At 44.4% G+C, this 24038-nt stretch carries 25 protein-coding genes; 10 read left to right on the forward strand and 15 right to left on the reverse strand.

Annotated features, from left to right (window positions below):
• Positions 1 to 5: 5 nt before the first annotated feature.
• Positions 6 to 1007 carry an NAD(P)H-dependent glycerol-3-phosphate dehydrogenase gene (locus EHO57_RS06145; RefSeq protein WP_135643836.1) on the reverse strand — a complete coding sequence of 334 codons (1002 nt, stop codon included), beginning with the start codon at positions 1005 to 1007 and terminating at the stop codon, positions 6 to 8.
• Positions 1008 to 1171: 164 nt separating this feature from the next.
• Here EHO57_RS06145 and EHO57_RS06150 point away from each other — a divergent pair, with 164 nt between their 5' ends.
• From EHO57_RS06150 to recG, 5 genes are all read left to right on the forward strand, one after another.
• Positions 1172 to 1864 carry a hypothetical protein gene (locus tag EHO57_RS06150; RefSeq protein ID WP_135643838.1) on the forward strand — a complete coding sequence of 231 codons (693 nt, stop codon included), beginning with the start codon at positions 1172 to 1174 and terminating at the stop codon, positions 1862 to 1864.
• A 94-nt stretch (positions 1865 to 1958) separates the two neighbouring features.
• On the forward strand, positions 1959 to 2957 hold the full coding sequence (locus EHO57_RS06155) for a metallophosphoesterase family protein (protein ID WP_135643841.1): 999 nt from the start codon (positions 1959 to 1961) through the stop codon (positions 2955 to 2957).
• A gap of 4 nt (positions 2958 to 2961) precedes the next feature.
• The gene (locus tag EHO57_RS06160; RefSeq protein WP_135643843.1) at positions 2962 to 3639 is read left to right on the forward strand and encodes a hypothetical protein; all 678 of its coding nucleotides are present in this window, start codon (positions 2962 to 2964) and stop codon (positions 3637 to 3639) included.
• Positions 3636 to 4031 (forward strand): hypothetical protein, encoded by a 396-nt coding sequence (locus tag EHO57_RS06165; RefSeq protein WP_135643845.1) that lies wholly within the window; start codon positions 3636 to 3638, stop codon positions 4029 to 4031. The genes EHO57_RS06160 and EHO57_RS06165 overlap by 4 nt, the downstream gene beginning before the upstream one ends.
• Positions 4012 to 6126, forward strand: coding sequence for an ATP-dependent DNA helicase RecG (gene recG, locus EHO57_RS06170; RefSeq protein WP_135643847.1), 2115 nt, complete (start codon positions 4012 to 4014; stop codon positions 6124 to 6126). Before EHO57_RS06165 ends, recG begins: the two co-directional genes overlap by 20 nt.
• Before the next feature lie 67 nt (positions 6127 to 6193).
• Here the strand turns inward: recG and EHO57_RS06175 are convergent, their stop codons facing one another.
• Complete coding sequence (locus tag EHO57_RS06175) at positions 6194 to 6532, reverse strand: TIGR04452 family lipoprotein (protein WP_135643850.1); 339 nt, start codon at positions 6530 to 6532, stop codon at positions 6194 to 6196.
• 203 nt (positions 6533 to 6735) lie between these two features.
• Here EHO57_RS06175 and EHO57_RS06180 point away from each other — a divergent pair, with 203 nt between their 5' ends.
• On the forward strand, positions 6736 to 7500 hold the full coding sequence (locus EHO57_RS06180) for a M15 family metallopeptidase (protein ID WP_135643852.1): 765 nt from the start codon (positions 6736 to 6738) through the stop codon (positions 7498 to 7500).
• Between the two features lie 73 nt (positions 7501 to 7573).
• On the opposite strand, the gene lpxA is transcribed toward EHO57_RS06180, so the two are convergent.
• Positions 7574 to 8353 carry an acyl-ACP--UDP-N-acetylglucosamine O-acyltransferase gene (gene lpxA / locus EHO57_RS06185; RefSeq protein ID WP_135643854.1) on the reverse strand — a complete coding sequence of 260 codons (780 nt, stop codon included), beginning with the start codon at positions 8351 to 8353 and terminating at the stop codon, positions 7574 to 7576.
• Between the two features lie 154 nt (positions 8354 to 8507).
• On the opposite strand from lpxA, the gene EHO57_RS06190 reads away from it, so the two are divergent.
• The gene (locus tag EHO57_RS06190) at positions 8508 to 8855 is read left to right on the forward strand and encodes an Hpt domain-containing protein (protein WP_135643856.1); all 348 of its coding nucleotides are present in this window, start codon (positions 8508 to 8510) and stop codon (positions 8853 to 8855) included.
• Between the two features lie 26 nt (positions 8856 to 8881).
• On the opposite strand, the gene EHO57_RS06195 is transcribed toward EHO57_RS06190, so the two are convergent.
• The 4 genes from EHO57_RS06195 to zapE form a co-directional block, all read right to left on the reverse strand.
• Positions 8882 to 10024 carry an N-acetylneuraminate synthase family protein gene (locus tag EHO57_RS06195; protein ID WP_135643858.1) on the reverse strand — a complete coding sequence of 381 codons (1143 nt, stop codon included), beginning with the start codon at positions 10022 to 10024 and terminating at the stop codon, positions 8882 to 8884.
• A 105-nt stretch (positions 10025 to 10129) separates the two neighbouring features.
• Positions 10130 to 10930: a 3-methyl-2-oxobutanoate hydroxymethyltransferase gene (panB, locus tag EHO57_RS06200; protein WP_135643860.1), complete on the reverse strand. Its 801-nt coding sequence runs from the start codon at positions 10928 to 10930 to the stop codon at positions 10130 to 10132.
• Position 10931: 1 nt separating this feature from the next.
• Positions 10932 to 11384, reverse strand: coding sequence for a 2-amino-4-hydroxy-6-hydroxymethyldihydropteridine diphosphokinase (gene folK / locus EHO57_RS06205; protein ID WP_135643861.1), 453 nt, complete (start codon positions 11382 to 11384; stop codon positions 10932 to 10934).
• On the reverse strand, positions 11385 to 12245 hold the full coding sequence (gene zapE / locus EHO57_RS06210; RefSeq protein WP_135645388.1) for an AFG1/ZapE family ATPase: 861 nt from the start codon (positions 12243 to 12245) through the stop codon (positions 11385 to 11387).
• 355 nt (positions 12246 to 12600) lie between these two features.
• Here zapE and fcpA point away from each other — a divergent pair, with 355 nt between their 5' ends.
• The gene (fcpA, locus tag EHO57_RS06215; protein ID WP_135645390.1) at positions 12601 to 13518 is read left to right on the forward strand and encodes a flagellar coiling protein FcpA; all 918 of its coding nucleotides are present in this window, start codon (positions 12601 to 12603) and stop codon (positions 13516 to 13518) included.
• Between the two features lie 59 nt (positions 13519 to 13577).
• Here fcpA and EHO57_RS06220 read toward each other — a convergent pair whose 3' ends face one another.
• Positions 13578 to 14165 carry an LA_3696 family protein gene (locus tag EHO57_RS06220; RefSeq protein ID WP_246050560.1) on the reverse strand — a complete coding sequence of 196 codons (588 nt, stop codon included), beginning with the start codon at positions 14163 to 14165 and terminating at the stop codon, positions 13578 to 13580.
• A gap of 80 nt (positions 14166 to 14245) precedes the next feature.
• Here EHO57_RS06220 and EHO57_RS18765 point away from each other — a divergent pair, with 80 nt between their 5' ends.
• Together EHO57_RS18765 and EHO57_RS06225 are read left to right on the forward strand one after the other, a co-directional pair.
• Positions 14246 to 14389, forward strand: a complete 144-nt coding sequence (locus EHO57_RS18765) for a hypothetical protein (protein ID WP_167882259.1) — start codon at positions 14246 to 14248, stop codon at positions 14387 to 14389.
• Positions 14390 to 14412: 23 nt separating this feature from the next.
• A complete protein-coding gene (locus EHO57_RS06225) occupies positions 14413 to 15990 on the forward strand; it encodes a flavin-containing monooxygenase (protein WP_135643863.1) in 1578 nt (525 codons plus the stop codon).
• 7 nt (positions 15991 to 15997) lie between these two features.
• On the opposite strand, the gene EHO57_RS06230 is transcribed toward EHO57_RS06225, so the two are convergent.
• The 7 genes from EHO57_RS06230 to EHO57_RS06260 form a co-directional block, all read right to left on the reverse strand.
• The gene (locus EHO57_RS06230) at positions 15998 to 16780 is read right to left on the reverse strand and encodes a TlyA family RNA methyltransferase (RefSeq protein WP_135643865.1); all 783 of its coding nucleotides are present in this window, start codon (positions 16778 to 16780) and stop codon (positions 15998 to 16000) included.
• Complete coding sequence (locus EHO57_RS06235; RefSeq protein WP_135643867.1) at positions 16761 to 17696, reverse strand: polyprenyl synthetase family protein; 936 nt, start codon at positions 17694 to 17696, stop codon at positions 16761 to 16763. Before EHO57_RS06235 ends, EHO57_RS06230 begins: the two co-directional genes overlap by 20 nt.
• A complete protein-coding gene (locus tag EHO57_RS06240) occupies positions 17693 to 18721 on the reverse strand; it encodes a synaptic vesicle VAT-1 family membrane protein (protein WP_135643868.1) in 1029 nt (342 codons plus the stop codon). The genes EHO57_RS06235 and EHO57_RS06240 overlap by 4 nt, the downstream gene beginning before the upstream one ends.
• A 127-nt stretch (positions 18722 to 18848) precedes the next feature.
• Positions 18849 to 19631: a dienelactone hydrolase family protein gene (locus EHO57_RS06245; RefSeq protein WP_135643869.1), complete on the reverse strand. Its 783-nt coding sequence runs from the start codon at positions 19629 to 19631 to the stop codon at positions 18849 to 18851.
• Positions 19632 to 19779: 148 nt separating this feature from the next.
• Positions 19780 to 21003: a hypothetical protein gene (locus tag EHO57_RS06250; RefSeq protein WP_135643870.1), complete on the reverse strand. Its 1224-nt coding sequence runs from the start codon at positions 21001 to 21003 to the stop codon at positions 19780 to 19782.
• Positions 21004 to 21062: 59 nt separating this feature from the next.
• Positions 21063 to 21503, reverse strand: a complete 441-nt coding sequence (locus EHO57_RS06255; protein ID WP_135645392.1) for a GlcG/HbpS family heme-binding protein — start codon at positions 21501 to 21503, stop codon at positions 21063 to 21065.
• Positions 21504 to 21816: 313 nt separating this feature from the next.
• The gene (locus EHO57_RS06260) at positions 21817 to 23838 is read right to left on the reverse strand and encodes a neutral/alkaline non-lysosomal ceramidase N-terminal domain-containing protein (protein ID WP_135643871.1); all 2022 of its coding nucleotides are present in this window, start codon (positions 23836 to 23838) and stop codon (positions 21817 to 21819) included.
• Positions 23839 to 24038: the final 200 nt, after the last annotated feature.

Raw genomic sequence — 24038 nt, forward strand, 5'->3', positions numbered from 1 at the left:
TCGGCTTAAAGACCTTCGCGTTTCAAGTCTCTGCCCATCAAATCTCTAACAACGTCCTTCGGATTCTTATGTTCGTAAAGCATTTTATACACCTCGGTCGTTATGGCCATTTCGATGTTCAATTTCTGGGATAACTCGAAACCGCTTTTGGCAGTTTTCACGCCTTCTGCGACTTCGGTCATTCCTCCCAGGATAGAATCCAAGCTCTCTCCTTTACCTAATCTAAAACCGACTGTACGATTTCTGGAAGCTTCTCCACAACAAGTCAGGATCAAGTCGCCCATACCCGATGGCCCGAGAAAGGTAAGAGGGTCGGCCCCCAATTTAACCCCTAGTCTGGAAATTTCAGTAAGACCCCTGGTGATCAAAGCTGCTCTCGTATTTTGTCCGAAGCCTAGTCCGTCTGCTACTCCTGCGGCGATTGCGATCACATTCTTCAAAGATCCGCCGACTTCCACTCCGACCACATCGGGAGTCCAATAGGTCCTAAAATAGGTGAAACTGAAAATTTCCTGAACCTTTCGAGCAGTTGCCTCGTTCTTGGAAGCAATACTCACTATGGTCGGAACTCTTTTTACAAGTTCCTTTGCGAAGCTAGGCCCCGATAAATAAGAAAGTCCACTATGGAATTTTCCGGGTAACTCCGCTTCGAAGATCTCGGAGACCAAACGAAGGGTTCCATTCTCTATACCCTTACTCGCGGAAACAATAGGGGCCTTTTCAGGCAGATACGATTTAATTTCTTTTAAAATATCGGTGATCGCATGAGAAGGAGGAGCCGAAACGATCATCTGCATATCCTTGACCGCTTCTTCCAAACGTAGAGTTCCCTTTAAATTCTTGGGAAGATCGACCCCGGGCAAATATTTTTCGTTGCGATGGGTTTCGTTTATCTCTCGGATCAGGTCGGCGTTCCTTCCCCAGAGAGTGACATCGTAACCTTTGTCTGCGAGCAAGACTCCGAGCGAGGTGCCAAAACTTCCGGATCCGATAACGCCTATTTGCATGAATAATCCTTTCCCTTCTACCCAAGGAACGATGATCCTGATCGGGAATGCTCGGAACGGCAAGAAAAAAAAGTCGAACGATCGATGTTCACTTCCTTCTAAATTTGAAAGAAAATAGAAATGAGGTTTACCGACCGAATCCGAAAGGCTAACTTTGTTCTTCCATGCTCGATCTGCGCAAACTCTCGGGATTCAATCTTCTGGATTTTCTGACCGGAAAAAGTTTCCAAGAAGAAAGAGGATTAAAGAGCAATTATCGGATCGCAGTCCTTCTTCATTCCCTGAACAAGGTCCTACAAAAAAAGGTGGTCGAAGGAACGGAGGATCTTGAGTCCTTAGAAATGGATTCGGGAAGAGGAGTACTCTATCTCTTTGGCCATTATTGCATCAAGGGACTAGCCTGGTCCAAGCTCCTAAGAACCGATTATATCAAATACAAATTGTCCCTTCGCCCTGTCCAAGTAAGTGGGAATAGAGTCGTGTTCCGAATAGAGGCTTTCCGTCTTTATGATTACAATCCTAGATCTGTGGATCCGATCCGGATTTTTTCCAAGGTTTTCAAATTCCATCGCAGATTAATTTTAGAAGAGATCGTCGAAGAGATCCCAGAGATACTATCCCTTACAGAAGTAGGGAATGAGATCCAAATCGATCTGAATTATTTTTTAGCGGAGATCCCGGAGGTTGCCGGAAAAGTTTCCGTCCAAAAAGTAATTCCGGAGAAGGGAAATGTTTTCCTTTTCGTTCGCTCGAACACGATCCTAAAACCCTTACTGGATTTTTTTGGACCGGATTATTTGAGAGTCGAGCCGATTTCCGAAAACGAAGACAGTATGCTGATGCTCTGGAGAGACTAGAAAGATTGGACAATCTCATGCCTTTTTTCAGAATCAGTATTGAGAACAGGTCGAACGGCGTTAGTCGTTTAATGTAAGATTAGGATAGGTCCAAATGAGGATTGTTTACCTCACCGATATCCACGACGGGCTAAGAGGATTGAAGGAAGTCCTCCTAGGAACCGAATGCGATCTGTATCTCTTCTCCGGCGACATCATCTACAAAGCCTTTTTCAATCCTGAACGCATTATAGAATTCGTAACCCTCCAAGAAGAAATGTATCGTTTCACGGAGAACATGAAGGAAGAAATTAATGCGTACGATTATGCGACTAGAGCCGTTCGTTTTCCTGAAAAATACCAGACTGCGGTCGTAGAGAAATCTCACGATTATAGAAGGCTCTTTCATCAAGCGGCAAAGACGATGAAAGAGAAGTACGAACTTATAGAGATCATAATCCAAAAATACGCTAAGGCTCCTGTTTGGGTCTTGCCGGGTAACTACGATATAGATCTTCAGTATTCCGCTCTATATGAAAGGGACCTACATCGAAAGATATTCGAGTTCGGAGGATTGAAATTCGCCGGATACGGGGGAGCCCCGGTCATCACCTCCGGGATCCCGGAAAAACTCGCAGTGAAATTCCACGAGTACACTCGTAATGGAAAGAATTACAGCGAGCCGGAGGATTTCTTTAAAGAAGAAAATCCGGATATAGTAGTCATCCATAATCCCGCGTACGGATTCTTGGATAAGATCCCAAGTTTCGGAAATGTGGGATCGCAAGGGATCAGAAGATATCTAGACGATTATTCACCCTCTCTCGTAGTATCCGGTCATGTGCACGAGGACCAAGGCATTATCAAAAAAGGAAAAACAGTGTTTTTGAATCCTTCTAACTTCGGACCCGTGGATTCCGTATTTGGATTCCAACCCGGAGGCTTCTTCTCCGAGATAGAAATAGAAAACAATCTTGTAAAAAAAGTAAAACTGAATAGACTATCGGATCACTCAATTCGCCATCTCATGGAGGTCGATTGTTCTGGAGACAAGTTGGAACTTGTCAGTACAAGCAACGACTCTGAAGTTTCGGCGGAAGATTTTATTCGATAGTAGTATGACTCTCCCTAAACTAAGTTCGAACTCTAATATCGTTAAATTTATCGGTCTGAAGAAATTCTTTAGATCGCATGAGACTCATGTCTCCAGAGAGAGGATAGAGGATTTCAAAAAATTCAGTAAGCTTATCAATTACGAAGGGGATGAGGTTGCCTTCGATATATTAGGTTCTTTGAATTTCGGACAGGCAACTCAGGATTCCGACACCGATATCGTCATGTATACCAGATGCGAGGAAGGAAAGATGGGGGAATGCGGATTGGAAAACTGCTATAAGATCTCTCTCTTCAAACATATGTTCCTGAACCTGGTTACCTTTGAGCATAATTCTCAGGCTTACAAATTAGAGATCGTAGATAGCATCAATCTGAACCAGCTTGAAAAGGATATTAAGGAAAAGAACGGTGAATCCCCGATCCTGATCCGATTCTGCTTTTATAGATCTATCTGCAGAGGAGTGAATCGCAGGCTATTGCATAGATATGAGAATATGATCTCGGAAAACCTTCCTCTCTGGGAAAAGATCTCCGATTCCTTAGAAGAATGTTTTGAAGGTATTATCAAATCCTCTCAACATACTTATTCCTTTCATAAATATGCCGGAAGATTGGCAGAGAAAGGAATTTATTTGCCCGGGTCCATGGCGGAGAAGATCAAGGATTATCTAAAGCAATGATCACCTTTCTTACCTTAGTCGCCGCTCTGGGTGCTGCTGCACTCTTCTTTCATGTTTTGTATACGGTAGATACCAAGAGACTGGATAAGAAGGATTCCAAGAAGCCGAAAGATAAGAATTACGGAAATCCTAGAAAAGTCTACGGAGGAGATTGGGATCCGAATCTTCCTAGACCAAGGCTTTGCCCCGTATGCGGACGTTTCTTGGATAAACATGAATATCTATACGCAGTTCTTTTTGAGCCTGCCACTCCCGGAGCGAAGCGCCAGGCCAGGATTTATGGTTGCCGATATTGTTACTTAGGATTGGATGATTCGAGTTCGGCTCCGGAAGGAATTCCTCAGAATTCTCCCGAACCAAAACCAGTCCACGATGAAGAACTCGGTCTCTGAAAAAAAGAATCTAAGCTTACAAAGTTCCATCGCCGTCCTGAAAGGCGTAGGTCCTAAGAAACAAGAAGTCTTGGAGTCCGTAGGGATCAAGACCCTTCAGGATCTTTTGGGCTGGTTCCCTCGTCGCTACTTGGATCGAAATCTCACCGAAAACATCCTGCTGAAACAAGGAGAGTCAGTCACTCTCATCGTCGAAGTTATAGATTCCTATTTGGCTCATGGAAAAAAATCCAGGTTAGTGGTCTCTGCGAAGACAAAGAACAACGAGCCTATCAGTTTAGTTTTCTTTAAAGGGATCCAATTCTTTCGTAGGATCTTTCAGTCGGGCATCCTGGTAGCTGTTACGGGAAAACTGGAATACTTCCGGGGATTCCAACTCATTCATCCGGACTACGAGGTCCTCTCTCAAGGCGGGAATTCAGATATCTCCGAAGAAGATCTACCCGAAAGCATTCATACAGGCCGGATCATTCCTCTCTATCCAACTACGGAAGCGATGAGAGATGAGCATATCAATTCCAGAGAATTAAGAAAGCTGATCCATTATGCTTTAGGAAGTTTAGAGGGAAAGATCCCGGAAATCCTGCCTTCCGAAGTATTGAAGAAAAGAAATCTAATGGATCGTTACAATGCATACACGGAGATCCATTTCCCGAAAGAAGACGAGAATCTGGGTCGAGCCAGGACCAGATTCAAATACGAAGAATTATATTATTTTAATCTTCTGATCGAATACAAAAAGTCCCAGAGAGCAAAAGTCCCGAGGATCCTATGGCCTTTGCCAGAATCGAAAACAGCTAAGAATTTGGTCCCCAATCTTCCTTTCGAACTCACAAAGGACCAGAAGGAAAGCCTGGAAAAGATCAATGAATGGACCAAGTCGGACACTCCTGCGGCAATCCTATTGCAGGGAGATGTGGGCTCCGGTAAAACCTTGGTAGCATTACTAACTGCGCTTCGTTATATCGATAACCATGTACAAGTATGCATGGTTGCTCCAACAGAGATCTTGGCCAGACAACATTACCAAACCATAATGAACTTTTTAGGGAATATGCCTTTTCTCGGAATAGAACTCCTGGTAGGAAAGGAACCGAAGAAGAACCGAGCGGAAAAGATCTATCGGATCAAGACCGGTGAATCCTTATTTGTCATAGGAACTCATAGCGTATTCCAAGAAGATGTGGAGTTCAAAGACTTAGGGCTCGTGATCATAGACGAACAGCATAAATTCGGAGTAGAACAAAGAGAGACCTTAAGATCCAAAGGGAAGAATCCGGATATTCTGGCAATGACTGCGACCCCTATTCCCAGAACTCTTTGTCTGACTCTTTATGGAGATCTCGAATTAGTCACCTTAAAGAACCGGCCTGCGGGTAGGATCCCCATCAAAACACTTTGGTTCACCGAAGACAGAAGGGCCGGAGTCTATAAGTCCATCCAGAAATACGTAAGCCAAGGAAGACAATGTTATATCGTTTATCCATTGGTAGAAGAATCCGAAAAATCGGATCTAAAGTCCTGTATAGAAGCCTATGAGACCCTAAGAAAAGATGTATTTCCCGAATTCAAAGTCGGGCTCTTGCATGGAAAAATGGACACCTCCGAGAAAGATAGGGTGATGAAATTATTCCAACAGAATGAGATCCAAATTTTAGTCAGCACCACTGTGATCGAAGTAGGCGTGGATGTCCCAAATGCATCGGTCATGGTCATCGAGCATTCGGATCGATTCGGCATCTCTCAACTACATCAGTTACGAGGAAGGGTGGGCCGGGGAAAACACGAGAGTTTCTGTATCCTTCTCTCCGACTCAAAGATCACAGAAGAAGCAAGATACAGGATCCAAGCCCTTGTGGATTCCAACGACGGATTCTTTCTTTCCGAAGCCGATCTAAAACTGAGAGGCCCAGGAGAGCTCTTGGGTGTCCGACAAAGCGGACTTCCTGACTTCAAGATCGCGGACTTAAGAGAAGACAGAGAATGGATCGAGATCTCCAGAGAGGATGCGGAAAAGTTCGGAAATCTGGGGGACCTAGAAAGATCCGAGATCGCTCAGAGATTCTCGGAAGGCGCACTTCTTTTCTCCAATTAAAAATAAAAAGCCTTTGATCCGCCGAGTCCGACAGATCAAAGGCCTTCTTTCCTTAACTAAATTAGAATTAGTAAATATAAGGAATAAGAGTAGGTCTAGCTTCCAAATTGCAGCTATAGCCACCTAAGTCCACAGTCAACAGGTTGAAGATCAGAGCGTTATTAGCGCAATCATCCACGTCCGATTTATTATAATACTTATCATTTTCGACTTTCGCAAGTTGCGGAGCGAGAACGGAAAGTACAGAGAAGCCGGTTGTAGCAGATCCTATGACGGCGCTCGTAAGAATAATATTCTTAGCTTCGGTGCCACTAACGGTATCCGGATAAGATAAACCTATCTTATCGAATAGAACGCAATTGAACATCAGAGTCAGGGGCAGAAGAAGAGTGATGATTTTTTTCATCTAGGGTTCTCCCTATTTGTTTTTTTACAAAAAATTTCCAACTGAAAGCTAAGTTCAATCTAATTTCGAAGAGAAAGCAATCCAAATTCGTCGTTTTTAGGATCTAGATCGGCAAGATGAGATCATGTAAAATCAAGCGACTCGGATCAAGAAGAAGGTCGAAAATCCCTTTTCCAAGAATCGCTTTTGAAGAATATGGAAAAATGCCGTCCAAAGTCTTTCTAGTCTTATTACTTACTGCTTTAGGAACTGATTCTGTTTTTTCTCAATCCAACGAAGAAACATACCAAGGAGTATCCAGCCTTTCCTATCTCATGGGAGATTTTCAGAAAGAGAAGGCCTTGGTTGCTTATTCCAATCCGGGAGATCCGAGGCAATTCCACCTACGCCAGGAAACTAAGACCGCCTTTTTAAAATTGAAAGAGGAATACAAAAAGGCCCATCCGGAAGAAAGGCAGGCGCCTTTTATCGTTTCCGCGTATCGCTCTTACTCCGATCAAAAATCCATTTGGGAAGATAAATACTCAGGCAAGAAGAAGATGAGAGAGACTGTTACAGGCAAGGCCCCGAACGAGATCGTGTCCTTGATCTTGGAATTCTCCAGCGCTCCTGGGACCTCTCGTCACCATTGGGGTACGGACATAGACATTAACGCATTAGAAAATTCTTATTTTGAAAAAGGGGGAAAGGGAGAAGTCTTCTACAACTGGATGAAACAGAATGCCCATAAATTCGGATTCTGCCAACCCTACACTCCTAAACAAGATAGAGGGAATAAAGGCTACAACGAGGAAAAATGGCATTGGTCCTATGCCCCTCTCGCCAATCGATTCCAAAAAGATTGGGTAAATGCATATAAAAACGGCCAATTGAAACTTACCGGTAAGTTCCAAGGCTCCGAAGTTCTGGGAAACCTTCCCTTAGAATATGTGACTTCGATCAATCCGGACTGCGAAAGGATCAAATAAAAAAGACCGGATCCTTTTTAAAGGACTTCCGGTCTTCTTCAAATGAGTATTCTAAAATACTTCGGAGCGAGGATTATCTGTGATTCATCACTCCTCTATCGCTGTTCCTAAAGAATTTGATAATGTCCAAAACTTCCTTAGGATTATTGGATTGTTTTTCCAACTCGTCTAAAGCCGCTCTGTAATTCATTCCGGAATGATAGATAGTCTTATACGCATTCTTGATCGCAGTGCGAAGTTCGGGAGAGAATCCTGCCCTTTTTAATCCCACTGTATTCAATCCGATGATGGAGCAAGGATTTCCGTCTGCAGTCGCATAGGGTGGAACATCTTGAACTACTTTGGAACAACCTGCGATCATCGCATAGTCTCCCACAAAACAGAATTGGTGAACTGCAACCAAGCCGGAGATAAAGGCCTTGTTCCCTACTGTCACATGTCCTGCAAGCACTAGTCCGTGAGTTAAAATATTGTCGTCTCCTAGAATGCAATCGTGGCCCACGTGAGCATTCCCCATAACGTAATTCCTGTTTCCGATGATTGTAGGAGAATCTACCTTCGTTCCTCTGTGAATATTGGAATATTCCTTAAACGTATTATTATCGCCGATGATAGTTTTACTCGCAGTGTTCGGATCGAATCCTAAGTCCTGAGGCCCTACTCCGATCACGGCTCCGTGATGAACTTTGTTAAATTTGCCGAACCGAGTTCCTGCGAAAATTCTCGCTCCGGTCTCGATCACTGTTCCCTCGCCGATTACCACATCCTTCTCTATGATGGAATATGCTCCCACTTCGACGGATTCGTGCAATTCTGCTTTAGAATCGACTATGGCTGTTGGGTGAATTTTCATTAAGTTTCGCCTCTTAAATCTTCGATAATACGAAAATCGACGTGGATTTTTTATTCAAGCTAGAAATAATTGGGGTCGGTAATCGATCCGAAATCCGGTCGAATTTTCCTATGCGAAGTCTGTTTGCCAAACGCGGTTCGGAAAGGAGAGAAATATGCTGATAGATTGGTCTCGTTTAGATTCACTCAAACAAGGTGATGACGAAGATGACAGAATATGGCTGGAAGATATGGTTCGCTCACTTCGCAAGAACATGAACAGTCGTTTAGAGAATATTAAGACTTTTGCAATCGAGAAAAAGGCCCAGGAACTGCAAGCAGAACTTCATCAGACCAAGGGAGTTGCCGCCAACTTTGGATTGGCAGGAATGCAAAAGACAGTAACGGAAGCAGAATCGAATTTGAAAGCGGGCAATATGGATGCTACCGTAAAACTTTGCGAGGAGCTTCCAAGCCTTTGGGAGCAGACCAAACAGGAACTGGCTCCCAAATTTCCAGATTAAGATCTCAAATCCCTAATTAGGGAAGATCACTTCTTCCCTTTACGTTCCAAAAAATAAGAATCCACCTTATCTGTGATAGGTTTGATCTTTTCTTCGTAAGTAAGAATTGCTTCGACAGTCTTCTCATATAAAGACATGAGAAGTGCTTGAGCCGCATCGCACATTTGCTCTTTACGGAATCCTTCTTCGTGCAATGTCTCCGTGATCGATCCGTCCGGATTGAAAGGAAGGGATGCAAGAAGGTTCGAAACCACGATTTTATCGTCTCCCGCAACATGGCTCGGATCGAAGATCACAGGAAGAATCGTTTGGTTCTTTGCATGAGTGATCACATTCAAGTCGGGAGTATTTCGGCAATATCCTTCCTTGATGAAAAGAGTTTTTACTCCCCTCTCGCAAAGAACTATATTCAAATTTCCTTGATTAGCAATGTATTCTGCAGCGGAGAACCATTCGATCGCTTCGTTCCCGAAACCTCTTTTCAAGATCACAGGTTTGCCTGTCCGCCCAACTGCTTCTAATAATTCAAAATCCTGCGCGTTACGAGTTCCGATCTGGATCATATCCGCATGCTTGGAAACCTCTTCCGCCATGGTATGGTCCATGACCTCGGTCACATAAGGAAGTCCGGTTTCTTCTTTTACTCGATCGAGTAATTTAATTCCGTCCCAACCCATTCCTCTCCAATCCGTCGGACGAGTTCTAGGTTTGAAAGCACCACCTCGAAAAATGATCCGGTCCAGGATCCCGTATTTCTTTCCGAGTTCAACGGCTTGCTTAGCGATAGTAATAGTCTGTTCGTAGGTCTGAGGAGAATCAGGACCGACCACAAAGATATGTTTCCCTGTTCCGAATTTACGGACCAGTCCATCTTTGCCGGGAACTTCTACAATGCGGTTCTCTCTATGAACCACTTCGCCATTCTTTCCGGCAGCAGTACGTGCAATATTTTTGTAAGGAAGGGATACGTTCCAGATTCTAGTTACGCCCGGAAGTTCCTTCACGTAACCTTCTTTGTCGGAGATCTTACGAGTATCCCCAATAAAATGAATCGTGTCCGAGACTACGGCTCCGCGAATGATCTCAGTCGCATTTCCGCACTCGGTGGCGAGAGCCTTTATTTTTGCTTCGGTTTCCGGGTATCCTTTCTCGAGTTCTACTATGTCCACGTAGCCGCTTTCTCCTCTCTTTCGAAGATTTTCGAATCAGGATCGATTCTCTCTCCAGCCTTTCGGTTACACACGGAACGTCAAGAAATCCACAAGAAAAGAGATTTAATGAGAATGTTCCGGCCCCGGAAAACTTCCATTTCGCACTTCTTGAATATAATTTTTGACTGCACCCGAGACTTCTTCGTACCCGTTCATATAAGTTTTCAAGAACTTAGGACGAAAGCCCTTGTTCAGTCCCAGAAAATCGTAAATAACTAGGACCTGACCGTCCGTATCAGCCCCAGCTCCAATTCCAATGGTAGGAATCGGAACCGCTGCGGAGATATCTCTCGAAAGAGCAGAAGGCATTAATTCAAAAACAATGGAGAAGGCTCCGGCATCCGAGATCCCTTTGGCTTCGCTTAGCAAACGAGCCTTATCTTCTTCGGCCTTACCTTGGATCTTATGGCCACCCAGAACGTTTACGGACTGAGGAGTGAGACCTATATGTCCCATTACAGGGATACCGATCCTTTCTAATTTGTAGATGAGTTCCAGGATCTCAGGACCTCCCCCCTCGAATTTCACCGCGTCGCATCCGCTTTCTTTCATTACTTTTCCGGCGGATCGGATCCCTTCCTCGATCGATACTTGGTAGGATAAAAAAGGAAGATCTACAGTGATAAATGTATTAGGAGCTCCTCTTCGAACTGCCTTCGCATGGTAGATCATTTCATCCAATGTGACCGGCAAGGTGGTAGGCTGTCCTTGGAAAACGACTCCGAGAGTGTCACCCACCAAAATACAATCCACACCGGAATCCTCTAGGATCCGAGCGAGCATGAAATCGTAGCAAGTAAGGACCGAGATCTTCTTCTCGAGAGGCTTCTGTCCTTTCGGGAATATTTTACTGACGTCTCTCATTTTATTCCTCCGAGGGAGCAGGAAAATCCTCAATCACAGAAGATTCTCCAAGTTCATCTAAAAGTTCTAATATAAAAGGACGAGTGAATAAGCTATGGTGAGGAAGATGAAATCCCTTCTCATGCAATCTGATCTTTTCATATGTGAGAATATCTATATCGATGATCCTAGGTCCTTTGTCCCTTGTGCGAACACGACCCATTTCATTCTCGATATTGAGCAATACTTCTAACAAAACTTTCGGCGCTAGTGTTGTTGAGATCTTTAGGAGTTGATTTAAAAAATCGGGTTGGTCCGTTACTTCTAACGCTTCCGTATTCATCGGAGTACCTTGCTTCAGGATCTTGATCTCCGGATGAGCCCCTATCCTAAGAACTGCATCTTTCAGATATTCTTCTCTTTTTCCCAAATTAGTGCCGAGAGAAAGAATAGAAATGTGTTCTTTGGATCCCATTTATTCCACCTTATAAACCGAATGAATAAGCCTATAGTCCGGGCAATCCAAATGCAAAGGATGTGCCATCTCCATCAGTCTAGAAAAGATCCTTCCTTCCGCTTTATCCTTCCATTCAACGGGAGAAATATTGGAAGTAAGGATCGTTAGTTTTTCTTCTTCATACCTGGAATCAATTAGATCGTATAATTGGGAATTTGCCCAATCCGATTCTTTGTTAGCGCCGAAATCATCCAGGACTAGAACTTCTACATCAGTGAATTGTTTCTTGATGGTCTGTTCCATCCCATGAAGCTCGCTTTCTTTCTGATAGCTATCTCGGATCGTAGAAAGAAAGTCCCGATTGATCTTTGCGTATTTACACTCAGTCCCATATCGAAGGATTAATTCATTTAAAATGGCGCAGGCAAGAAGGGTTTTTCCGGATCCGGTCCCTCCCCAAAGATACAAGCCTTCCGGCTTGATCCCTTCCTTTCCCCAATCACGTATAAGATCGTGGGCCCAATTATGAGCGATAACGAACCCGTCTTTGCCCGGTGCATCGACATTTAAGTCCATTCTATCTAAGGTCCTGTATTTGTAACGAGGAGGAATACCTGCTTTTCTTACCAGGAATTCAATGCCTCCCAACTCGATTCTTGCGTCATGACAAACGCAAGGAAGCATTTTGTTCTGGCTCTCATCATACACCATATAAGGAGCCTTACCTCCGCAGGGACAGGACTCGCCCACGCAGGAACAAAGCACAAGAACCCCCGAACTGGAATTTTTCACGTTCTCTTCCAAAAGAAAACCCACTCCTTCACAAATTTTGCAAGTAGGAGAACCTTCTCGGATCGGAGTTAAATTTTTTAAGTTCATGCTTTGAGTCCAAACTGCGAGAAAGGGAAGGAAGAGAAAGAAAGAAATCTGCAATTTCTCCATTTCCGAAGGATCATAAAAATCTGCTGACAAGTTCTCCTTCTAAAGCGATCCTGGAGGAGTTTTCCGAAAATCCTTCGGGGAATGAATAGGCGGAAAACTATCGATTTTCCCTAAAAATGGCCGCAAAAAAAGATTGGACGTTTATGTCGCTTATTCAATAAAAAAGGGAAATTTTTTCTAATCCGGGTTTATATCCGCGGATAGGTAACCGATAGTTAAACAGAAGAAAAGGACTTTGCCGTCCTCTTTCTAAATCCTATCTTTGAATAGAGAAGGCACAGGTGTGAGCACTATGAAGGTGATGAAGACTATATTCGTTCTTCTGACCGTGGTCGGACTCAACCTCTCCTTGTTCGCACAGAACCAACAAGGCGGGGGGCAGGACACTACGGATGCCAAGGCAGCAGCCGATAAGATCGACGAACTGCTAAAAGGCGAGCTAGTTCCGGAAGATGACGACAAGAATCTGACGGAAGAAGCTAAGAAACGTAAAAAAGAGATCCAGGAGCAGGAAGCGATCTGGAAGAACCCTGACTTCAAAGGTTACGACAAAAACTTCCAAGAACTCCATCAGCTTTCTAAGGCTTTCGCGAACAACAAGTTCCGCCTGGCCCTAACTAGCTATCAATCCGGAGTGAATACCGTCCTCAAGATGAGGGAAGCTGTTGAACAGTACCGTAAAGAAGAGGCGGAGAAGAAGCGTTTAGACGAGAAATGGTATTGGCAAAAAGTCGACCGTAAAGCTCGCGAGGATCGCGTCGTTTCCCGTCAAAAACTGGAAGCTAAACAACAAGCATTGAATTATTTCACCAAGGCTATCAACCACTTGGACGAGATCAAAAACCCGGATTTGCGTGAGCGTGCCGAGTTTAAAAGACTTCTCTCCGATGTATATAGATCTTGGATTGTTACCGAATACGATCTACAAAACTTACCTCAGTGTATTCCTATACTGGAACTCTACATCGAGGTTAATGAAAATGAGAAAGAATACCCAGCTCACAAGTATCTTGCAAGCTGCTACGCTTTCGAAGAAAACATGATCAAGAAATACGGTGGAGCGAGCGAAGACCAAATGTTCAAATTCCGTCACAAGAAGAACATTCACCTTCTAAGAGCTACCGAGTTGAAATATGGAAAGGATTCTCCTGAATACAAACACATCGTTGCTTTGATTAACAAAGACGAAGTGATTTCGGTTCGCCCTTAATCCCTCTCTTTTATTCAATGTAGGAAAAAACCCCGGCTTCAAAACCGGGGTTTTTTTATTCATTGGAATATTAATTTGATGAGTGCTAAATAGATTGGAAGCACAGCGCCAAATATTCCGGCGATGATCCATTTGGTTTGGTTATTGATCGACTTGTGGATTTCAGCGAGTTCTTTATATACTTCCGTAAATTGTTCTTGGATCTTTGCAAATCCTGCATGCATTTCCGCTCTTAATTCCGCGATCGCGATCCATACTCTTTTAAATTCTTCTTTTACTTCGAGCTTAAAATCAGTTAATTCTTGTCGGAGTTTTCCTACTTCGCTTTGCAGTTCTTGTTTTATTTCCAATTTCAAATCCGCCATTTCACTTCGAAGTTTTGCAGCTTCGGCTCGAAGTTCGATACGCAATTTTCCTGTTTCTTCTCGAAGTTCCAAACGGAGTTGACCGGTTTCCTCCACGAGTCTTCTCTCGAATCTTTCGGAGATCGTTTCTTCCATGAATTTCCTGCCTCCTGCTTGGGTTTGGTTCAGGAAACCGACTAGGGCCTCCGTTCCTTCTTCTCCCAGGCTATTCCTTAATTCCTTCGGAACGACGAATATTTCCTCTGTTGGCATTACGATACCTTCCGTTTTAGATTGTTTCAAGCCTTTCGCTCTTATATCACGGGTTCGTAATAGGAAAAGTGGTTCTCATTTTTAGGGATTTTCTAAGTAGGGATGCGGAAATGTCATTCCGAAAGAAAACATACTGGTCTATTCCGGAATCTGCATTCGATTTTCGGTCGGAAATCCTAAGATCGGACGATCGCTTGAAAGAAACCGGTTATTCTCTATTCCAAGCGAAACCCGAGGCAAACTGTTTCGGATAAGATCTGTAGAGGAGAGAATCAAAATGACAGCTCAAACATTAGAAAGACCGAGCGTGAATCAAACAGCCCAAGCGGAAAAGATTTTAGATGTTCTCATCATTGGGACCGGATTTGCAGGACTCTGTATGGGGATCCGACTAAAGAAGGCGGGAATAGGATCTTTTGTTATTTTAGAAAAAGGGAATGGTGTAGGAGGGACCTGGAGAGAAAATACCTACCCGGGTGCTGCCTGCGACGTACAGTCTCACCTTTATTCCTTCTCCTTTGCTCCCAAATCGAATTGGTCCAGATTATTCGGTCCTCAAAGAGAGATCCTAGATTATATGAACGATTGCACCGATCGCTTCGGAATCAGATCTCATATTCGCACGAATGTAGAGGTGAACGGGGCCCGCTTCGACGAGAAACTTGGGATCTGGGAGATCAGCACTGCTAACGGAGAAGTATATAAAGCAAAGGCGGTTGTAAGTGGAACCGGTGGTTTGAGCCGTCCAGTTCTTCCGAATATCAAAGGGATCGATACATTCAAAGGCGCAAAATTCCATTCTGCAAAGTGGGATCATAATTATAACTTGGAAGGAAAAACGGTAGCAGTGATCGGAACAGGAGCGAGTGCGATCCAGATCGTACCTACCATCGCTCCGATCGTGGGTACCTTAAAACTTTTTCAGAGAACTCCTCCTTGGATCATTCCGAAACCGGATGCACAGATCGGAAGTTCCGTAAAAGGGATCTTTAAATTCATTCCTCCTCTTCGTTGGTTGTTCCGAAAAGCGATCTATTGGATCAACGAGATCGGAGTGATCGCATTTGCAATCAATCCGAAGCTTATGAAGATCATAGAGAAATTTGCAAAGAATTTCATCGCAAAGAGTATTCCAAATCCGGAATTAAGGCAGAAACTAACTCCGACGTATACGATTGGTTGTAAACGGATCCTTCTCTCCAACGATTATTACCCCGCCTTGAATAGAGAGAATGTCGAGCTGGTCACAGACGGGATCGAAGAGATCACAGCTTCCGGCGTCAAGACTAAGGATGGAAAGGAACACAAGGTAGATGCGATCATCTTCGCGACCGGCTTCCAAGCAGCAGAAGCGGTCTCCCCTTTTGAGATACGTGGGAGGAACGGCCAATTACTTTCGGATGCTTGGGAAGATGGAGCGGAAGCGTATCTTGGGACAACTATCTCGGGCTTTCCGAATCTCTTTATGATCGTGGGACCGAATACAGGTTTAGGCCATAGTTCTATGATCCTGATGATCGAATCCCAAGTGCAATACGCTCTGCAAGGAATTCGTTATCTTCGTAAGAAGAATATAAAATTCATGGATGTCCGAAAAGATGTACAAGACCGATTTAACGCTGAGATCCAAGACCGTCTCAGTCGTTCTGTTTGGACCACCGGAGGTTGCGTAAGCTGGTACAATACAAGCACAGGTAGAAATACCACTTTATGGCCCGGATTTACATTCGAGTTTAAGGCAAGGACCTTCTTCCTTCGTTCGAAAGATTATGAGTTTGTTCGAGTAGATGGAAAGGCAAAGAAGCCGAGCTTCGGTTCCAGATTCTCCATGGCACTAAACGCAACCTTCGGTTAAGAAAGCGTCATAGCGTCCAGTAAACCAGGATTTCCCGATTGCCATCTCTCCCGGCGATCGGGGACTCCCCCGCTCCTATAAATTTCCCACCGATCTGCTTTCTTAGAAAACGAATAAAAGACCGAAGTATCTGAGATCGAACATAAGGATTTCTTAAAACTCCTTTGTCCAAATATCTAGACTCTACTTCGAATTGGGGCTTGAAAAGACTTACCACTTTCCAATTTATAGAAGGTCTTTCTTGTTTTAGTTTTGCAACTGTAGGAAGCACTGTTTCCAGAGAAATAAAACTCAGATCCACAACTAAGAAGATCTCTCTGGGGAATTCTTGCTCGGATTTTTGGGACCAAAGTTCCGTTAAAAGTTCCCAGCTCGTATCCTTGATATGGAAGCGATCTCGAACAATGACCCTGGGATTCATTGCTACCTTGGAAGCCATTTGGCCGTAGCCTACATCGAATGCAAAAACGAATTCGGCTCCTTCTTCCAATAGGACCTGAGTGAAACCTCCTGTGGAAGCTCCCCAGTCCAAGCAAAGTTTTCCTTTTATATCTAAGTCCCATTTTTCGATCGCAGACTTGAGTTTGTAAGCTCCGCGACTCACATATTTAGGAATGATATCTCGAATCCGTATCTCCGCCGATTCTTGGAAGGAAAGTCCTGCCTTATCCACCATTCTATCATTCACAAGAACGGAACCGGATAAGATCAGGCTGCGGGCCTTTGCAATATCTTCTGCAAGACCCTTCTTAAGCAGCAGCTCATCTAGTCTAATTTTTTCTTTTGCCAATGTTCGCGGGTAGGGAAACGAAGAAGTCTGTGAATTCAAGCGAGTCCTTAGAACTACTATCGATCTCCGATCCCAAGGTTTCCAGTTCAGCGACAAGGGTCAGCACCATCTTCTTGCAAACGTCCATCCCATAAAGAGAAGGATACGTGATCTTGCCCGACCTATTGTCCTTGCCGGGGGTCTTTCCTAAGTCTTCTTTGGTTCCTTCTATATCCAGAATATCATCTGTGATCTGAAATAACAAACCTAACTTGGCTCCGTACTCGCCTATTGTTTTTGCTCTCGTCTGAAAATCGGCCCGCAAACGGTTTCCCATCAGAAAGGAAGCTCCTATTAAGGCCCCAGTCTTCATTCTATGAGTTTTGACAAGAAGCTCTTCTTTACTTCCGGATAAAGAAGAAGGATTTCTTTCCAAAAGTAGATCATACATTTGTCCGGAAACCATTCCAGGAGCTCCGGCACCTTCTGCCAAAAGAGAAAGAAGATCCTTGTGTAGATTCTGATTTGTGCTTTCTACCCGAGACAACCAACCGAACGCGTATGCTTGCAAAGCGTCCCCTGCAAGAATAGCGGTCGCTTCGGAGAATTGTTTATGAAGGGAAGGCTTGCCTCTTCTAAAATCATCATCGTCCATGCTAGGAAGATCGTCGTGGATCAAGCTGTATGTATGAATGAATTCTAATGCAGCGCCGATGGCTAAAGAGTCTTTGTCTATCTTTCCGTAAGAAGCAAAGACTAGGATCGGTCTTAATCTTTTTCCGCCTGCTCTTAGGCTGTATTCCATCGCATCCGCAAGCTCGGGAGTGGAATCCTTTTGGAACTGAGGATACGCTTCCTTCTCCAGATATTCCTCGAAACGTTCTTTGGATCGTTTCAATTGAGAAGAAAGTTCCGACACTTGGATTAGGTTCGTCATTTAACAGGATCGACTGAGATCACAACTTTACCGGTAGTATTCCCCGTTTGGAAATGTCGAACTGCGTCGGGAAGATCCACGAAAGGATATACGGAATCGATATGAGGAGGATCCAAATTCAATTTTAGTAAACCTTTCAGATGAGTGGTTAATTCATCCACTTTTTCGTAGAGCCAGATCAAATTAAATCCAAGCACTGCTTTGTTATCCGAAACGATCTCCAATGTATCCACTTTAGGACGGGTAAGATAACGCCAAGCCAGAGTGAGCCAATTCACTCTATCTCCTTGGCTCATAAAAGAAGCAGAACCATAGACTACCATTCTTCCCATGGGAGCCAAGGTTTCATAGCTTGCCTTGAAGATCTTGCCACCTATGCATTCTAATACTAAGTTCAGTTCCCTTCCGCCGAGAGCGGATTTCAATTCTTCCGGGAAACGAGAAGAACGGATGATCCAAGCATCGTATCCTTCTTTTTCCAAGAGAGAGATCTTAGAATGATTTCCTACAGTTCCTAAAGTCCAGGCACCGAATTTCTTTGCGATCCTGTTCGCGTAGATCCCCACTCCACCGGCAGCACTGTGGATCAAAACGTTTTGTCCCTTCTTCAGATCGCCTAAGGGAAGAAGAGCATAATACGCAGTCAGCCCTTGGACCAAAAAACCGGCGCCTTGTTCGTAGCTCCATCTGGAAGGAAGAGGAAAGACATATCTGGAATCTATATTGATATAGTCCGTATATGCCCCGAAGCGAGTGACTCCCATGATCTTGTCGTTCTTTCGAAAGTGTTTCACCTTCTTTCCGACTGCGATCACTCTGCCTGAATATTCCAGACCCGGAATAAAGGAGCCTTTAGGAGTCGCACTATACAATCCTTGGATGGCAAAAATATCCGCGAAGTTCAATCCGATGGCACGGATCTCTACAGTTACTTCGTTGTCTGCTGGTGGAGGAAGTTCCTCATCCCTTCTCTCTAAGGAATCCAGGGAACCCTTGGTATCGACTCGATAAACGGAGCGAATCATGAGGGCATTTTGCTTCTTCTTTTACTATCCTAAAAGAAAAAAATTTCCCCTTACGGAATTCTTTCGATCGCTAAAAGAAAGAATAGAAGCCGAAGACGGGAAGTTTTCCTTCCCGTCCGGATATGATTTATCTTGGGAAGATCTCTTTCAGGAAATTCTTTAGCTCCGCCCAAGAACGTTTGTCCGCTTTTTCATTGTATGCGGCGCCTTTGGAGTTGTCGTTTCCAGCTTCCTTGATCGTGAAGGAATGGACCGCTCCACCGTACGAAACGAATTGCCAGTCTACTCCAGCCTTTCTCATTTCATCTTGGAAGCCTGCGACCTCATCCGCCTTCACAAACGGGTCGTCCGCACCATGAAGTGCCAGGACCTTTCCTTTGATATTCTTGGCGTCCTCGGTCTTATTCGTGGAAAGTCCACCATGAAAGCTAATAGTGCCTTTTAATGGCGCACCACTTCTTGCTAATTCTAGAGCGGTGGTCCCGCCAAAGCAATAGCCTAATACAGCCAAACTATCTTGGTCCACACCTTTCTGAGACTTTAATGCGTCTAACGCAGCCTGGGCCCTGGCCCTTAATAATTTACGGTCCCCTTCTCTGAAAGTTCCGGCGAGCTTAGAAGCCTCTTGCATATTTCCGGGACGATTTCCTTTTCCGTAGATATCCGCGGCAAAAGCAACATAACCTAATGCAGCCAATTGCTCGGCTCTCATCTTAGTATTCTCTCCGAGCCCCATCCAGTCGTGAACGAGCACGATCCCGGGTGCGTTTTTTGCTCCTTCTGGATAAGCGACGAAACCTTCTAAGGTTGTATCACCTTGCTTGTACTCTATTACTTGGGTTTTTACTTTTGCGGTCAAAGAACCTGTTGCTAAAACGAAAACGATAAATAACGAAAAGATCCGATTCATATTAATAATTCCTAGAACTCCTTTTTGAATTGGAAATACAGGAACCGATCGAAGGAATTTGTCACCGAAAAAAATACAAGTTAGGGATCTTTTCCGCCGAGAGTATAGGGAATTACGAAGCAATCTCGAACGTAAAACTAGACTGAGGTTAAAAGAATACCACTCGCAGATCGATACCACCATGAGTAATATGAACTGTTTCTAATTTATTGCCGATGCTTTTTTGAAAAACAGACCAAGACTCTTCGTCAGGACAAAGAATAAAACCGGAGATATCGGTCGGCAAGGCCCACCATTCCTTCAATGTTTCTGCGATCCGCCTATACAAACCTGCATTCGATCCGTTCTTGATCCTAAGTCCGTACGGAGGATTGAGAGGCATCCAGATCTTTTTAGGGCTACCCATAGAATTCCAGACTTCCTTAGGCGAGAAGGAGAAGAAGTCCCCGAGTTCTCCGCTTATCATCAATTTTGCATTCGTTCCCAAAGACTTTATAAATTTCTGATATAGAGAACCTCTTTCTTCCAAATAGGAACAAACATCTTCTTCTAGATCGTTCCACCAAACCCTAAGGCTTAGATCCGATCTTATTTCGGAAAGTCTCTTTTTCAAGAATTCCCAAGTGGGAGAAGGAAACTCTTCTAGATCTTGGAACAAGTAGCTGCGATCATAATGGGGAAAACTGAGACCATTTAGTAAGGAAATCGATTCCCAAACAAAGGTGCCGGAACCGGCAAAGGGCACAAAGATCGCATCCGGATCCGGGCTCTTCTTCTCCAAGAGAGAAAGAAGAAATACTGCACTGTCTTCTCTCATGGGAGCGGATTTAGAAAGAGGAGAAAAATTCCCTCTCTTGAACAATGGCTCTCCCGCAAGACTGATCGAAAGCACCAAATCTTCTCCGACCATCAAAGCGTTCAGCTCCGTCTGTTTCTCCTTTTCAGAAGAAGGTTCCGAATACGAATCTTCCCAGAGCGACTGTAGATCTTCTCTGGAGACCTCCGCTCTTCCTCGTACTTGCGGATGAAAGCGAACTCCCCAATTTTCAGGCAGAAGCTTAGAGGCTTTGATCTGCTCCAATAGCCCATCAAAAGAGAATTCCCCATCCAAATAAAATTTTCCCAGATTGAGCCTGAAATCCCGGATCCAGGGAATTCTCGCCAATACTTCTAGCGCCTGACGAAAATTCGTTTTTTCTAATATGAATTTTTCGGGAAAGACCTTGAATTCGGGAACATGTGTCCTCGGAAGAAAGGGATCGGAAACGATGGTTTTTAAGAGCGCCTCGGTTTCTTTCGCGCTTCCGGGAGGAAGTAGGAATTCCCATCTGCGAGGCTGTCCCGCTTTGAACCTGGAGATTTTCCAATCCATACGGATAGAGTTCGGGACAGCGCTTTCTCGCAAAGGGAAAAAGATCGTCTTCTTACGGCTTATTTTGCGGTAAGGGCAGCGACTCCTGCTTTAGCAACTTGTCCGTCTTGGAAGGATTGAGCTCCTGAGACTCCGATCGCTCCGATGATCTTGCCATCCAAGAGGATTAACTCTCCACCTTCTAATGGAAATACTCCCGGCACTGCTAAGAGTCTCAGTCCAATCCCTCCTTTTTCTACCGCTTCTTCCAAGGATCGAGTTGGTCTCTTGAAATTATTTGCGGTAGTCGCCTTTCCTCTTGCGATCTCTACTGTTCCTATATTCGCGTTGTCCATTCTTTGCAGGAGCACCAAATTCCCACCCGAGTCAACGATCGCGATCGTCATCAACCACTGGTTCTTCTTCGCCTCGGCTTCGGCTGCAGCAAATACTTTCTTGGCTTGTTCTAAAGAGATCACCGGTCCATAGGTTAGGGTCTGAGCTTGGGTCGAGTAACTCATTCCTAAGAGAAAGAGCGCGGATAAGAATCGTTTCAAAGTTCTGAAGTTTTGGTTTAGTGTATGCACAAGGATTCTCCTTAAATAGAATATGGGTTCTCTATGAAACATAGAAGGCCCGTTCTTAGTTTTAGTTTGGATCTTTGTCTTGGACCAATACGGTGAATGCAAGACTGGTTGAGGTGGGACGAAAAACGAAGGATCGTCTATCGTATCAATCGGAGTTGTCGAAATGTATTTCCGACAACTCCTTGAAATATCTCTCTTCTGAACTCTTTGTCAACTAAAAAGAGTTTAGGAGAGAATTTGGAACGGTTCAGAACTCAGGAGAAACGAATTTAGGCTGATTTCCTCTAGGTTGGATCACAAATCTATACTTGCGTTTGGCATACTGTTCCGGATTGTACCAACGGATCTCATATACAGCCATTCCCTTACCGGAGTTAGAATCCCTTTTTACTTCTAGATCCACTCCCTTATCGTTCACGACTTCTCCGTCTCGAGTTAACTCCTTCCATTCTCCGCCTTCTTCCTTAGATTCAATGGAAACCAAGCTCTCATGCAAAGAGATCTGAGAAGCTCCCACATCTTTGTATTTGAATACCCAATATTTTTCCATATTGGTTTCTGCGAGAATGAGTTCCGGCTGATCGATCACTTCTCTTTTGCCTTCTGCAGACTTGGCTTCCGGATAACGATCGGATCTGTCCAAATCATACTTCCAAGAAGAAGGAAAGGATTCTTTTCCTCCGGCAGCAGGAAGGTTCTTGGTCAGGTCCACCAAGTGAGCTTGTAAGAAAGGTTGGGTACCTGGTCCGTAGAGTGTATGACCGCCTTCGTAATGTTGGCGCGTGTATTCTTCCGGTGTAGTCACGTATCCGAAGTAACCGTTTGCACAACTGATGATGGATGCGTGTTTTACGGAAGAAGCTCCTGCTTGTAAAGAGGCCTCGATGAATCTTCTTCCGGATTCCTTCGTAACCTCAAAAGGCACAGGTAAGAGCAATGTATCCGCGACTCTCACAGATTGTAGAAGTAATTTGTGCGGGAACTTTGCCTTTGGAAGTACGATCGGCTGTAGATATTTGAATCCTACAATTCTCTTATGGCCTTGGCAGCCTCCGGTAAAAAACCATCTAGGCCAACCTTCTGCAAAGAAAGGAAGCCAATTGAGAACAGGGGTTTGTCCGTCTTCCGCTCCTCCCGTAAGAGCGGTCCCCACATAAGGACGATCGCATACTTCTGCATCTCCTATCTTATTGTTTTCGTAAAGGTCCACTTCTTTCGTATTGAAAGAAAGATTTGCATCACCGCTCAAAGAAGAATGCAAGGAATCAAAGAGTTCCGCCGCCCTCTGACCGATCGCTTCTCCGATCCTTCTGGATTCGATAAAGCCCTGCATTCCATCCCTATAATCCGGAGAATTATCTCCGTGAGTGGAATTATTCAAAGCATGGATCGGTTCCCAGCTTGGCTTGTATTCCTTACGGATCTTGGCTTCTACCATTCTTTCCGGATACGCGAACACATCCGCATTCGTGACTTCCGTAGAATCGGGAACTGTGGTCCCATGTACCGAAAAAGTGGAGAAGGCTCCGAGAGGCTTGAATCTTCCGTCCTTGTCCTGAGCATCCACTCGGATCATGATAAGTTCCGGATTGATAGTTTGGTATTGGATCTCCGGCTTTAATTCGGAGAAGCCAGAGTTTTGATTCGCCCTGTACGCATCCAAGGAACGATTGCGGGTCAGTCCCCAAACAATGGTCTTTCCGGAAGCGATCTTAGCGGGCCTTGCGGTTTTATATGCTTCTTCTACTCCTGCCGTAAGACGGTTCAGTACGAATTCAGTCCAAGCCTTATCGAAGCCAGGTTTATTGGAGGCAAATTCATTGTAGAAATCGTTGTCGTAAAAATTCGCAGGCGCGGAGTGAGTATGAGTTCCGGCGAACATGATCCCACCGAAGGAAATATCAGTATTCGCAGTTAAGCGTTCCGCAAGCAAATGATGGATCAATAAGGATCCGGACAATAGATCACTTTGGATCAATACAACCGGTTCATTTGCATCTTTTTTAATATAGAAGATCCTGGCATAGATGCGTGTCCTAAAGCCTTGTTCTGTTTCGGCAAGCTTAGAATAACCTGCTAACGGCAAGCCGGGTGGCGGTGTTAGGTCCACCTTGGAAACTCCTGCGACCAAGCCTCTTGTTTTGGACGCGATTTCCGGTTTCTTGTATGCGATCTTATATTCGGCGGTGCTTCCGCAAGAGATCCCTAATAGGGCCAAGCAGAAGGAGATCAGAGTTATCTGTATATTCTTCACTATTTTCGGGTTCATTCCCCCTCCGGGAATTCTTTTAAATTGGATCGGCCCTACTTGCTATCAGACAAAGTCCTTCCCTGCAAGAAGTTTCGAGTAAATTGCAGAATAACAGGTGGGTCTTACAAACGAATTATATTCTTCATAAACCGCCCAAATTTCGTCAGTGATCCAAGAGAGATACTCGCTATCTCTAGTAAGGAAGAAGGGTCCGGGCC

This window comes from Leptospira langatensis (assembly GCF_004770615.1).
GTDB lineage: Bacteria > Spirochaetota > Leptospiria > Leptospirales > Leptospiraceae > Leptospira_B > Leptospira_B langatensis.

Bases quoted from the DNA above. Each gene is read 5' to 3' on its own strand.
- EHO57_RS06145 (WP_135643836.1), bottom strand. From the start codon at position 1,007: ATGCAAATAGGCGTTATCGGATCCGGAAGTTTTGGCACCTCGCTCGGA.
- EHO57_RS06150 (WP_135643838.1), top strand. From the start codon at position 1,172: ATGCTCGATCTGCGCAAACTCTCGGGATTCAATCTTCTGGATTTTCTG.
- EHO57_RS06155 (WP_135643841.1), top strand. From the start codon at position 1,959: ATGAGGATTGTTTACCTCACCGATATCCACGACGGGCTAAGAGGATTG.
- EHO57_RS06160 (WP_135643843.1), top strand. From the start codon at position 2,962: ATGACTCTCCCTAAACTAAGTTCGAACTCTAATATCGTTAAATTTATC.
- EHO57_RS06165 (WP_135643845.1), top strand. From the start codon at position 3,636: ATGATCACCTTTCTTACCTTAGTCGCCGCTCTGGGTGCTGCTGCACTC.
- recG (WP_135643847.1), top strand. From the start codon at position 4,012: ATGAAGAACTCGGTCTCTGAAAAAAAGAATCTAAGCTTACAAAGTTCC.
- EHO57_RS06175 (WP_135643850.1), bottom strand. From the start codon at position 6,532: ATGAAAAAAATCATCACTCTTCTTCTGCCCCTGACTCTGATGTTCAAT.
- EHO57_RS06180 (WP_135643852.1), top strand. From the start codon at position 6,736: ATGCCGTCCAAAGTCTTTCTAGTCTTATTACTTACTGCTTTAGGAACT.
- lpxA (WP_135643854.1), bottom strand. From the start codon at position 8,353: ATGAAAATTCACCCAACAGCCATAGTCGATTCTAAAGCAGAATTGCAC.
- EHO57_RS06190 (WP_135643856.1), top strand. From the start codon at position 8,508: ATGCTGATAGATTGGTCTCGTTTAGATTCACTCAAACAAGGTGATGAC.
- panB (WP_135643860.1), bottom strand. From the start codon at position 10,930: ATGAGAGACGTCAGTAAAATATTCCCGAAAGGACAGAAGCCTCTCGAG.
- folK (WP_135643861.1), bottom strand. From the start codon at position 11,384: ATGGGATCCAAAGAACACATTTCTATTCTTTCTCTCGGCACTAATTTG.
- zapE (WP_135645388.1), bottom strand. From the start codon at position 12,245: ATGAACTTAAAAAATTTAACTCCGATCCGAGAAGGTTCTCCTACTTGC.
- fcpA (WP_135645390.1), top strand. From the start codon at position 12,601: ATGAAGGTGATGAAGACTATATTCGTTCTTCTGACCGTGGTCGGACTC.
- EHO57_RS18765 (WP_167882259.1), top strand. From the start codon at position 14,246: ATGTCATTCCGAAAGAAAACATACTGGTCTATTCCGGAATCTGCATTC.
- EHO57_RS06225 (WP_135643863.1), top strand. From the start codon at position 14,413: ATGACAGCTCAAACATTAGAAAGACCGAGCGTGAATCAAACAGCCCAA.
- EHO57_RS06235 (WP_135643867.1), bottom strand. From the start codon at position 17,696: ATGACGAACCTAATCCAAGTGTCGGAACTTTCTTCTCAATTGAAACGA.
- EHO57_RS06240 (WP_135643868.1), bottom strand. From the start codon at position 18,721: ATGATTCGCTCCGTTTATCGAGTCGATACCAAGGGTTCCCTGGATTCC.
- EHO57_RS06245 (WP_135643869.1), bottom strand. From the start codon at position 19,631: ATGAATCGGATCTTTTCGTTATTTATCGTTTTCGTTTTAGCAACAGGT.
- EHO57_RS06250 (WP_135643870.1), bottom strand. From the start codon at position 21,003: ATGGATTGGAAAATCTCCAGGTTCAAAGCGGGACAGCCTCGCAGATGG.
- EHO57_RS06255 (WP_135645392.1), bottom strand. From the start codon at position 21,503: ATGAGTTACTCGACCCAAGCTCAGACCCTAACCTATGGACCGGTGATC.
- EHO57_RS06260 (WP_135643871.1), bottom strand. From the start codon at position 23,838: ATGAACCCGAAAATAGTGAAGAATATACAGATAACTCTGATCTCCTTC.